This window comes from Brevibacterium sp. Lmc1 (assembly GCF_057654315.1).
The window spans coordinates 1,305,359-1,317,322 of sequence record NZ_CM172803.1; the positions used below are offsets into that span (position 1 = coordinate 1,305,359).

At 60.6% G+C, this 11,964-nt stretch carries 10 protein-coding genes; 8 read left to right on the forward strand and 2 right to left on the reverse strand.

What is annotated here, in order from left to right; genetic code table 11:
* The first annotated feature begins 68 nt into the window (after positions 1 to 68).
* From AC239G_RS05635 to AC239G_RS05670, 8 genes are all read left to right on the forward strand, one after another.
* Complete coding sequence (locus tag AC239G_RS05635) at positions 69 to 1,292, forward strand: fumarylacetoacetate hydrolase family protein (RefSeq protein WP_487489955.1); 1,224 nt, start codon at positions 69 to 71, stop codon at positions 1,290 to 1,292.
* An 11-nt stretch (positions 1,293 to 1,303) separates the two neighbouring features.
* Positions 1,304 to 1,855, forward strand: coding sequence for a cupin domain-containing protein (locus AC239G_RS05640; RefSeq protein WP_487489956.1), 552 nt, complete (start codon positions 1,304 to 1,306; stop codon positions 1,853 to 1,855).
* A gap of 15 nt (positions 1,856 to 1,870) precedes the next feature.
* Positions 1,871 to 4,333 carry a xanthine dehydrogenase family protein molybdopterin-binding subunit gene (locus AC239G_RS05645; RefSeq protein WP_487489957.1) on the forward strand — a complete coding sequence of 821 codons (2,463 nt, stop codon included), beginning with the start codon at positions 1,871 to 1,873 and terminating at the stop codon, positions 4,331 to 4,333.
* Positions 4,330 to 5,187, forward strand: coding sequence for an FAD binding domain-containing protein (locus AC239G_RS05650; protein WP_487489958.1), 858 nt, complete (start codon positions 4,330 to 4,332; stop codon positions 5,185 to 5,187). The genes AC239G_RS05645 and AC239G_RS05650 overlap by 4 nt, the downstream gene beginning before the upstream one ends.
* On the forward strand, positions 5,184 to 5,666 hold the full coding sequence (locus AC239G_RS05655; RefSeq protein ID WP_487489959.1) for a (2Fe-2S)-binding protein: 483 nt from the start codon (positions 5,184 to 5,186) through the stop codon (positions 5,664 to 5,666). The genes AC239G_RS05650 and AC239G_RS05655 overlap by 4 nt, the downstream gene beginning before the upstream one ends.
* An 87-nt stretch (positions 5,667 to 5,753) precedes the next feature.
* Entirely contained in the window at positions 5,754 to 7,067 is a 1,314-nt protein-coding gene (locus tag AC239G_RS05660; RefSeq protein ID WP_487489960.1) for an MFS transporter, read from the forward strand.
* 30 nt (positions 7,068 to 7,097) lie between these two features.
* Positions 7,098 to 7,787, forward strand: coding sequence for a nucleotidyltransferase family protein (locus tag AC239G_RS05665; RefSeq protein WP_487489961.1), 690 nt, complete (start codon positions 7,098 to 7,100; stop codon positions 7,785 to 7,787).
* Between the two features lie 8 nt (positions 7,788 to 7,795).
* A complete protein-coding gene (locus AC239G_RS05670; protein ID WP_487489962.1) occupies positions 7,796 to 8,887 on the forward strand; it encodes an XdhC family protein in 1,092 nt (363 codons plus the stop codon).
* 1,101 nt (positions 8,888 to 9,988) lie between these two features.
* Here AC239G_RS05670 and AC239G_RS05675 read toward each other — a convergent pair.
* Entirely contained in the window at positions 9,989 to 11,035 is a 1,047-nt protein-coding gene (locus AC239G_RS05675; RefSeq protein ID WP_487489963.1) for a hypothetical protein, read from the reverse strand.
* Between the two features lie 677 nt (positions 11,036 to 11,712).
* Positions 11,713 to 11,952, reverse strand: coding sequence for a hypothetical protein (locus AC239G_RS05680; RefSeq protein ID WP_487489964.1), 240 nt, complete (start codon positions 11,950 to 11,952; stop codon positions 11,713 to 11,715).
* Positions 11,953 to 11,964: the final 12 nt, after the last annotated feature.

An 11,964-nucleotide genomic window follows, 5' to 3' on the forward strand; every position in this document is an offset into this window, starting at 1 on the left:
TCAAGTTGGTGTGACTGGGACACGACAGCGAAATCAGGAGCACCCTCCTATCAGAATCGAGACACTTCATGACTCAAGCTTCGAGCGTGTATTCGCTCGGCGTCGCCGAGTTCGCAGATGGACAGCGAACCATACTTGTTCGGCGAGACGACAGAACCGTTGATCTCGGAGAGTACGCCGCCAATCCACCGCATTCCATTCCGGAAAAAATAGAGGACAGTCTGCGTGCGACTAGTCTGGATACGCTTCTCGCCGGCGGACCTGAAGCCTGGGCGCAATTTGAGACAATCGCACTGGCTGCTCTCACTGATGCGGTAGCAGTCAATAATCCGGATTCGTTTCGGCTAGTGCGTCCCTTCACCGTTGCCGACTATGTCGACTTCTACGCCTCGCGGGACCACGCACAGAATGTGGGGTGGATCTTCCGTCCAAGAAGTCCGGACCTGCCGGCAGCATGGTTCGCGCTGCCAATCGGCTACCATGGACGATCCAGCAGTGTCGTGGTCTCTGGTACACCCATCCGACGTCCTGCGGGCCTCACCCGTCAGGGTCAGAGCATCAGGTTCGGACCCTCAATGAAGCTCGACCTCGAAGCTGAAGTGGGCTTCGTTGTCGGCACTCCAAGCAAGTTGAGCGAGTCCGTCAGCATCGACGACTTTCAGTCACATGTATTCGGTGTCTGCTTAGTCAATGACTGGTCGGCCCGCGACATTCAGTCATTCGAGTATGTGCCGCTGGGCCCGTTCCTTGGGAAGTCTTTCGCCACCACGATTTCCCCATGGATCACTCCCTTGAGTCAATTGCACGGCTCGAGGATCAGGGTGCCGAGTGAAGATGATCCCAACCTCGCTGAATATTTACGGAGTTCAGAACCGTGGGGCCTCGACCTCGAGCTCGAAGTCGTCATCAACGGTGAAGTCGTGAGCCGCCCGCCCTATTCGCACATGCACTGGTCACCGGCGCAAATGCTTGCCCACACCACAGCCAACGGCGCGCCTTTGAGCACCGGCGACTTCTTTGCCTCCGGGACCGTCAGCGGCCCGGACCTCACCATGGTGGGCTCCCTTCTCGAACTGACGAAGGACGGGGCCGAACCGTTCAGCACAAAGCGAGGGGCACTCGGCTACCTCGAAGATGGCGACACGGTCGTGGTGCGCGGCCGTGCGAAGTTCGCCGACGGCTCAACCGCCGAACTCGGCAGCGCGGAAGGCACTATCTACCCCACTGCCCACACACACTTAATTCCGGGGACCAGCACTCTCGCAGACACTTACAACTCCGCATCGAACTGAAAGGCACCATCTTGGACATCGCTCCCATTCGCGTCGTCGTCACCGAGGAAGACACCGACGGAACAGCCCGCGTCTCCTCCGACGGACCTGCACCACGCATCTTCCACCGTGATCACCGACCGGTAGCCATGACCGACCTCTGGCAGATCTCACATGTACCGGCTCGCACACACGAGGACGGCAGACAGAAGCCTGACGAGCCGTTCGTCCTCGCCCCAGACGCCGGTGGTGTCAAGTTCCGCATCGTTCAATTCGACCCCGAACCGGAGCACACCGGCGAACGCGACGATGGCCAGAACGTCTTCGCTGAGATGGGCGCAGAAGGCGAACACGTCAACGGTGCCCGACACCCCTACATGCATCGCACGCAAACCGTCGATTTCGGCATCATCCTCCAAGGCAGCATCACGATGCTTCTCGACGAGGAAGACGTCGATGTCAGCGCCGGCGATGTCGTCATCCAACGCGGCACAAACCACGCGTGGTCGAATCGGACCGATCAGCCATGCCTCGTCGCGTTCATCCTGGCCGACGCCGACTCTGAACCTACCCCCACGCACTGACGAACGAGATAACCAATGCACAATGACGTGATCCACCATCCACCCAACGAGTCCGCAGAAACGCACTCCTCCACAACGAACACCTATGCAGGATCCGGCCTCACAGGAAAAAACAACCCGATCCTTGCCGCAGGTCGTGCCACATTCCTCGACGACATCGACCTTCCGGGGTGCATGACGATGAGTGTCCTGCGGTCTCCGCACGCATCAGCGACCATCGACCACATTGACACCACGGATGCGCTCACCATACCGGGAGTCGAACTGCTCATCACCGGCGAAGACGCGGTCGAGCACAGTCTGAAGATGGGACCGGCCGGCGCATTCGATTTCCTCTCTGTGAAGCAATCGGACCGCTACCCGCTCGCGGTAGATTCAGTGCGCTACGTCGGCGAACCCGTGGCGGCCGTCGTCGCTACAAGCTCCCAGACAGCTGCGCGTGCCATTGCCGCCATCGATGTCCACTACACCCCGCGCACACCGGTCGTCACAGTTGAACAAGCCCTCGCCCCCGATGCACCATTGGTTGAATCCAGTTGGACGGACAATCTCATGATCGACTGGGAGTTCGGTAAAGGAAGCCTAGTCAACGGCTGCGCCGGCACCTTTGAGACGATGACTACGGCCGCGCTGACTGCCGCAGGGCGGCTCACCTGCGGTCGAATTATCCCGACCTCGCTCGAACCTCGCGGGATCATCGCCCAATGGGACCGCTGGACCGGCTCTATGACGGTCTGGGCATCTACACAAGGCCCGCACGTACTCAAAACTCAGCTCGGCGGAGTCCTCGGACTAGATGATTCCAAGCTGAGAGTCATCATGCCCAGCGTTGGAGGGGCCTTCGGCGGCAAGATACCGATCTTTCCCGAGGACATCCTCACAGCTTGGGCCGCAATTCAGTTGGCGTGTCCGGTGAAGTTCGTCGAAGAACGACATGAGGCGCTGCCGGCGGCTGGCCACTCGCGAGACATCGCCTGCGACTACAAGGTCGCGTTCAGCAGCGACGGCGTCATCGATTCCCTCGACATCGAGCTCGCCGCCAACCTTGGAGCGCCTCAAACCTTCGCCGGTTACCTCATGGCCATCGTCACAGCAGGATGCATTCCGGGGTCCTACGACATTCCCAACTCGCACGTGCATCTCCGCGGAGCCGTCACCAATCTTGGACCCTGGCAGGCCTATCGCGGATACGGCAAGGAAGCAGCCACATACTTCCTCGAACGAATCCTCGACGAAGTCGCGGACATCAGCGGCGTCGATCGAGCCGAGGTCCGGAAGCGGAACTTCGTGACCTCAGACCAGTTCCCTTACCAGCTCCCGTCTGGATGGATCATGGATTCAGGCGACTACCAAGGCACACTCGACCAGGTGCTCGAACTCATCGACGCAGAATCCTTCGAAACACGACGAGCTGCCGCGGCAGCCGAAGGACGAGTACTCGGTCTGGGATTCGCCCACGAACTTACCCCAGAAGGATCCTCGCGACCTGGTAGCCTCCTCGGGGGCACCGACAGCACCACCGTGCGCATCAGCCCACGTGGCTACATCACGGTGCTGACCGGAGTTACCTCACCCGGCGGAGGCAACGAAACCGGTCTTGCCCAGATCGTCGCCGACGTGCTCGGTGCTGATATCGACCACATCACCGTTGTGCAGGGCGACACCCTGTCCTGTCCCCATGGAAATGGCAACTACAGCTCGCGTAGTCTCACGATCGGTGGTGCATCCGCACGACTTGCAGCCGAAGACTGCCGCCGTAAGATCGACACTGTCGCAGCGCGGAAGCTCGGGGTTGTTGAAGGTACTCTGACCTTTTCACGGGGAGTCATTCATTCGTCCGCGACGGATGCGTCGACGACTATCGGGGAGATAGCCGGTGAAATCTATCGTCATCCGCACGGTGTTCTTATGGACGGAATCGAGCCGAATCTCGAATCAACCAGGTCCTTCAAGATGCCCAACGTTCATCATCAACCGGAGCGTACTGGGCTCTACAACCAGTACCCCACGTGGTCTTTTGGCGCACTCGCGTGCATCGTCGAAGTCGATCCTGCCACTGGTGCCGTGACCGTTGTCGAATTCGCGCTTTCCCACGACTGCGGAGTTGTCGTCAATCCGACCCTTGCGGAGGCACAGCTGCACGGTGCCGTGATGCAAGGAGTTGGGGCCGCACTGTACGAAGAATTCACCTATGACGAGCGCGGGAATCCTGAATGTCCAAGTTTGCGCGAGTACACCCTTCCCTCTGCCAGAGAGTGGTTCCCGATCACCATGGGACATCGCTCGACGCCATCGCCATTCACACACGGCGGAATGAAGGGTGTGGGCGAATCGGGTATCAGCGCACCCTCCCCCGCCATCGCCTCGGCGATTGAAGACGCGCTGGCCGGGTACGAGTCGCGACTGAAAGTGAAGCTGAAGACCGTTCCCTTCACCCCGGAAAGAGTCTGGAACGCAATAGAGGAGGTGCGCGCATGATCGTCTCTCAACGCGGCGACTACGGCGCGGAGGTCGACTTCTTTCGGCCCGAAGACCTGCACGCGCTCTTCGACACTCTGCAGAATTCCCCGCAGGACACGCTTCTCCTCGGCGGCGGGATGACGGCGATGCCCTACCTCAATCGCAACGAGTGGAGCACCTCCTGCATCATCTCCCTCAGCAGAGTTGCCGAATTGCGCGGAATTCAAGTCTCCGCGACAACTCTACGCATCGGTGCGAGCACCACCCATACTCAAGTGGCAGAAAGTGCAGAGGTGAGAGCCCATTGCCCCGTCTTGGCCGTCGCCGCGGGGTCCATCGGAGACCTGCAGGTGCGTAACCGGGGGACCATCGGCGGGGTCGTGGCGTTTGCCAACTCAGGAGCTGACTACCTGACAGTGCTCACGGCGCTCGATGCAGTTGTCATCCTACGCTCAGCCCACGGCAGCAGACGGATGCCGGTCCGCGACTTCCTCACCGGCGCCCGGTCCACTGCGTTGGTACCTGGCGAGGTCGTTGAGGCGGTCGAGGTCGCATGCGATCCTTCACAACGTGCGCGCTACCTGCGCCTCACCAGGATTCAAGGTGCTCCTCCCGTCCTCACAGTGGCGGCCGTTGCAGGACGGCAGCGGGAGACCCTCAGCATCGGCGGAGCAACACCGATCCCCACGCTTCTCGGACGGAAGGTGTTCGATGCCGAGGAGGACGAGATCCGCGACCTCGTGCTCTCTGCGGTGGCGGACCCCGCCGGAGAGACACATGCACCCGGCCGCTATCGACGCCACATGGCCGCGGAATACTCCGTCCGGGTGCTCAAAGAATTGGCTGACAGTCTCGAGAAGGAGCGCTCATGACACGCACTGTTTCGCTTTACGTCAACGGCAAGCACCAACAGTCGGCAGCAGATGCAGGCACCCCACTGATCGACCACCTGCGACACGGGCTCGGGCTAACCGGTGGCCACGTCGGATGCAGGAGCGCAAGTTGCGGAGCATGCACCGTACTTCTCGACGGACGCACCGTTAAATCATGCTGCGTGCTCGCCGTCGAAGCAGACGGTGCCCAAATAGAGACAGTCGAAAACGGCGACGACGAGCTCGATGACGTCCAACAAGCGTTCGTGGAGGCTCAAGCCATGCAATGCGGCTTCTGCACGCCCGGCATGATCGTCTCCGTACGAGCGCTGCTTGCGGAGAACCCGCATCCCAGCGACGACGAGGCCCGCGCAGCAATACGAGGCAATCTCTGCCGCTGCACCGGGTACGCCAACATCCTCAAAGCCATCACCATGGCCGCCGAGAACCGCGACGAGAGTTCACTCTCGACCGAGTGACACCATCAAGGCAGTTGGTCCACGTATCACCTCACAACGATGAGCCGGACGATTTCCCGCTCACCTACACCAAAGAAAAGGTCAACGATGACAACTACTCACCACGCTCCTGCGGGAGCCAAATCTCCACGGCAAGCTGCCGTCGCCAGCCTAATCGGCACCATGATCGAGTGGTACGACTTCTTCGTCTACAGCACAGCTGCAGCTCTAGTCTTCAACCACCTTTTCTTCCCAAACTTCGACCCAACGGCCGGAACGTTGCTCGCTTTCTCTACCTTCACCGCCGGCTTCATCGCGCGACCTATTGGCGCAGCGATCTTCGGCCACTTCGGCGACCGGATCGGGCGCAAACCAATGATGGTCCTCACGATCCTGATCATGGGTATTGCTACGGTCCTCATTGGCTGCCTGCCGTCCTACGACTCCATCGGGATGCTAGCTCCGCTTCTGCTCGTTACTCTTCGCATCATTCAAGGCTTGGCCCTTGGCGGCGAATGGGGTGGTGCCGCACTAATGTCGACGGAGCACGCATCGGAAGCAAATCGGGGGTTCTTTGGAAGCTTCACGCAGGCGGGCCTTACTGTCGGACTCGTGCTCGCCATGCTCGTCTATCTGCCACTCAACCTGCTCAACGACGCGGAGATGGAGGCCTGGGGCTGGCGGATCCCCTTCCTGCTCAGCTCAGTCTTCGTGATCGTCGGAATCCTCATGCGCCTCAAGCTCACTGACACCCCCGACTTCAAGAGAGTCAAGAACTCCAATGAGCGCGCGAAGATGCCGCTTGTAGAAGTGGTACGCAAGTTCCCCCTGCAGGTGATCTGCATTGCTGGTGCCTCAATGTCATCGGGCATCCTCTTCTACCTAGTGGCCACCTACAACCTCGTCTACACCGCGGACGGTTCGATCAGTCGCAGCTTCATGCAGATACTGGTGATGACCACGTCTGTTCTCGGATTCTTCGTCGTCCTCGCGGCGGGCAAGATGTCAGATCGCTTCCCACGCCACAAGGTGTACCAGTTCGGTTTGATCCTCATCGCCATCATCGCAGTGCCCTTGTATGGGGCGCTGGACAGCGGTAACGCGGGTTTCATCGTGGTCACTTACATTCTGGCAACGATCGCGCTCTACATCCCTTACGCAGTTCAACCTGCGTTCTTCTCCACGGTATTCTCCGCTGATGTCCGATACAGCGGGCTTTCCCTGGGCGTGACGTTGGGACACCTCATAGGCAGCTCCATTGCGCCACTCATCGCAGGTGCGCTGGTAGCAGCAACAGGGAGTTCGTTCGCCGTCGCCGGGTATTTGCTTGTCGCCACTGTGATCTCCTTTGTCAGCGTCATCGCCCTCGTGCGGCTCCGGCGACGCACGGAGTCTGCGCCGGAGCCCTCCGTAGTGGTGTAAAAGGACCTCGAACACACAATGGAGTCAGCAATGGATTCCGAATCCAAAGCACAGATCGCTGGGCTTGTCCTCGCAGCCGGCCAAGGACTCCGCCTTGGGGCCGCCAAAGGCATTTTGATCGATTCGGACGGGACTCCACGCGTCAGGCGGGTGTGCGACCAGCTCACCGCTGCCGGGTGCCGGCCGCTGGTAGTGCTCGGGCCCGAAGCGTCGTACATACGGTCGCTCCTGCCACCGGAGGCTTCCAGCGTCGTGGTGAGCGAAATGTGCGAAGGCGGTGCACCCACACCTAGCCTCGGGCTTTCGCTCAGAACTGGACTGCGAGTTTTGACGCAGACGACAGCGCAAGCGTGTGCGATCATGCTCATCGATCTGCCAGGAGTCGCCGCCGCAGCGGTGCTCCGGGTGGTCGAGAGGGCACACACGTCAAGCGCCCGAGAGCTGGCGAGCGTTCGAGCGCGTGGCACCTGGGGAGGGCAACCGGGCCATCCTGTTGTGCTCGGTCGTTCGCATTGGCCCGAAGCACTCGATTCTGCCCGAGGAGATCAGGGAGCGCGGATGGTCTTATCTAGGCCAGGCACGGTCGTCGTCGAGTGCGGAGATTTGGGCCACGGGAACGACATCGATGAAGTGAGTGATCTCGAAAGATACGGAATGACAATCGGTACTACGCCGCGGCAAAAGCTCACACCCGACTCAACACCGCGGCCGAAACCCTGAGGAGGGACATGCGCGACATTGCTGATGAACTGAGAACTTGGGTTGGCTCGGAAATTTTCGCGCTAGCTACTGTCGTCAGGACGTGGAAGTCATCACCGCGACCGGCCGGAACGATGATGGCCGTCAACAAGCGTGGCGAGGTCGTAGGAAGCCTGTCCGGCGGATGCGTCGAAGGTGCCGTCTACGAACTCGCCCGCGAAGTCATGACCGATGGCAAAACACGCATGGCACACTACGGCGTGAGTGCTAACGATGCTTTCGCCGTCGGTCTCAGTTGCGGCGGCCAGCTCGATGTCGTCATCACGTGTGTTGGGAAACAAGGAACAAATGTTGAAGTTCTAGGGAGGTCGCTGGACCTTCTCGAAGAAGACCGTGCGTTGACTCTCGGCATTCCGCTCCCTACCTCGGGAATCTGGCCTGCAGAAACTAATAAGGAAGGCAGTCTTACGGCCGTGGGCACCGCAACAAACTTCTCGGTTTCCACAGACCTTGAACTGCACCGATGCCAAAACGAATCGTCGGAGTTCCTTCCCGAAGTCTTCTACGTGCGGGAAGAGCCTCGCCCTCGGTTCCTTGTGTTCGGGGCCATTGACTACGCGCAATCACTAGCTGAGGCCGCGGCATTCTGTGGCTACGAAGTGACAGTCTGTGATGCTCGCCCGGTCTTTGCCACGGCGGCGCGGTTTCCTGCCAGCAACGTAGTCGTCGAATGGCCACACCGGTACCTTGCCCGCCAGATCGCCGAGGCCCGTGTCCATCGTTCGACGGTGATCGCGGTGCTGACCCACGACATGAAATTCGACGTTCCGCTACTCGAGGTGGCGCTTCGCAGTCGGGCTGAATACGTCGGAGCACTGGGCAGTCGACGCACCCATGCCGTACGAGTGGAAGCGCTCAAAGAAGCCGGCGTCCCTGGAGGGCTGATTCGACGGTTGCATGCTCCCATTGGGTTGGATCTCGGCGCCGAGACACCGCAGGAGACGGCGATATCGATCATGTCCGAAGTCATCCAACTCAAGCGTCAAGGAACCGGAGATCCGCTGAGCGCGATCGATGGCACCATTCACCGACCAGTAGGCGTGGAATACGCTGCCGTATGACTGGCTGCGCACCACACAGCGCGTTGCGGCATCCCGAGACGCCCTGTGGAGGTACCTTCCTCGGTGAGATATATCAGCTCTGTGTCACAGAACGACCTCGTTGTCATGCCTACAGCCTCCTCGGGCCGACATGAAACTGAGAACTCCGACACGCCGCCGACACGAAATTGAGATTCCGACACGAAATCCGAGAACCTACACTGGCGGGTGACGTCGACCTGGATGGGCGGGAGGCCGACATTCGCGCGGTCCTGATTCAACATTTCGATGGGAGCGACAGCGGTAGGGATGTCGGAGGGACTGACATTGAAGTCACGGTAAGAGGCAAGCGATTCGACAGGGTCTCTCGAGTGGGGGCACTCCCGGTGGGAGGCTGCGCGGGCCGGGGCGGCAGATGGTGCGGACCATGCTGGCGCGGACCAGGCTGCGTCGGACCAAACTGGGGCATCACACTCTCCTCCTGCTGTTAGGTGCCAGCATATCCAGGAGCATGGTCTTGAGGTATCCATTCGTGGGGGAGGGGAGGAAGACGACGCCGCTACTTCGACATCATCCCCACCTCGGTGCGGGACGCGTACCTCGGAAATACTCCCCGGAGGCGGTTCCTACGATGGAGCGCTTTCTGGGGGTCGTGTGTACTCGGGGGCTCCATTGTGGTCATGAGGATTCTTTGTATTCGATGGATGCATTGCGTCCCTGGGATCCAGGGGATTCGGGTGTGCTTCTTCCGACGATGCGCGTACCCCGAATATTGCGGGTACTTGACAGGGGCGTTAGCCTAAGAAGCAACAGCGAGGCCTGCCGAGGTGGAAGCTTCTTAGGCTAACGACCTCATTCTGGAAAGTATTCTGGCACGGATTTCGGGGTAGGTGCATCGAGCGGAAACGCACTTCCCGCAAGCACTCAATGGATCCAAAGGATGCACTGATCACATTGAACACAAAGAATCCTTCGCACGCACCACAGAGGCACCCATCGCAGGAATACACTCTCCAGGAGTAGCGCGCTCCACCCGACGGAAAGTACCTCCAAGGGGTATGTCTGCAGAGGGTATGCCATTCCCGTGAAAGGAGGGGGTGGGGGCACCCACAAACCATCCACTTACAGGTACTTCATGGGGTCAATGGGTGGGGTATCGGGCGGTACGTCATCGGCAGGGGTCGAATTCGGGGAGTCGTGCCCTATGGGTTGAGGAATGGGTGTCTCTACGGTGGGAGGTGCATCCTTCGAAGGAAGGGCGGGGTTGGCACCCAGCACGGGGCAAGGCTCCGACGCTTCCTGACCAGCATCAGCACACCAAAACGTCGCATCCGACACCTCCATGCGCTTGTCGATCTCAGCCGCAACACGGTCATAATCTGGGTGCTTCAACGCCTCAACGCTCATCTCTTCCGTGCTCGTTCCGGCCCTGAGAAGTGACCTCCACTCCGGCTCCTCTACGTACCGCACCGGCGTCAACTCATCAGGTTCAAGCACACCCCTCAGCGCCTTGACGCTACTAGGCGAAATGAACCCGCCCTGAAACTCCAGCGCGGTACCTTCGGTCACGACTGCGCGCCCTCGGCCACGACACGTATTCGTCAACTTCGACAGTTCCTTCAACGGCATTTCCAGCACCATGTTGGTCAGCGTCGGGCCGCCTGATCCGTACATCACTCGCGTACCCAGATTCGCTTTCGTCTCACCGCTCAAAAACTTCACGTCAGGCCGCTGAGTTGCGAACGCACAAATCATCCCCACGAACCGCGACAACCGCGCCAGCGATGACTGATTCGCCTGAGTTTCCTTCTGTTGCTCGCCATCGCCAAGGCCCGACAGCTCAGCGGCCTCGTCCACAATCACGAGGCACGGTGCGTACGGCTGCCCCTGGACCTTCAGCAGGTCGCCCTCCTCGTCGGCGCCTTCCTTTCCAGACCACAGCTGGCGCGCCAGCCAGTCCTGCCGGGCGTGCATTTCCGCGACCGCCTCAACCACACCATTGATGCAATCCTTGCCGGGGAAATACCTGACTCCGGGGAGGCGTCCAGCCCACACGAAATCCACGCCCTTCGGGTCCGCGATAATCACGTCCCAGCCGCGCACAATGGCTTGCGCCACCAAGAGACGGAGGCCCACAGTCTTGCCCGACTTCGTCTTTCCGCCGATCAAGGCGTGAGGGTCCGTGGCGTCAGGGTCCCACCACAGCGGGAAAGTCTCGCCCGAGTCGGCGTCCTGAGCCTCCCCCAGGTACAGTGCGAGAGGGCTCGGTTTGTTCGCATCGATCCACTTCCAGGATCGCGTTTGGGGGAGCCTCACTGAGGTGAGGAGGGGCTCGCACAAGATGGCGCGCACGGTTCTACCTGACGAGTTCGTCTCTAACGTCCACGGCGACCCCCAATGTGCCAGCCGCTCCCGAATCTCGGCACGGTCCCTCTCCATCGACGTCTCCCGCCATCCCGGAGGCAGTGGACCGACAACCTTGGCCGGGGTTACGTCCCCACGGAACGTGACCTTGATGGGTGCACCACGTATGGACGCAGTGCGGCCGTCCCACTCTTCACCGCCGGTGATAACCCCGGCCAGGGCCTTCTCTACGCCTGTGCGGGACTTTTCTCGCTCGTACCCTGCCAGCATCCACCATCGGGCTGGTGCGAGGATAACCAGCCCGCCCAGGAGGCCCGAGAGGGGCCAGCTTCCTTGCGCGAGCCACACGGCCACGCCGATGCCCAACAGGAGCGCACCGAGGCCCCAGAGGACCCTCCGGGGCGTCCTCCAACAAAGCACCACCGCCGACGTGACGATTTCCCCAGTGGAGGTCCACCCCACAGCATTCCGGCCCGCACGCCTCACCAGGACGATGCCGACGACGAGAAGCAGAACGAGGGCAGCGGTGTAGCGGCGCGTGCCAGGGCCGGTGGGATCGACAGCAGGCCCAGGAGGAAGCCAGCCATCGCCATCCACTGCCCTAGGCCGACGAGGACGCGACGAGGCTGCTGGTATTCGTCTCTGGACCCGGCGACAAGCCAGCCTCCGAACATTAGAGCTAAAGCCAAGATCGGCCCGATCAGTGCACTTCCAGTCATCATTCAACAACTCCC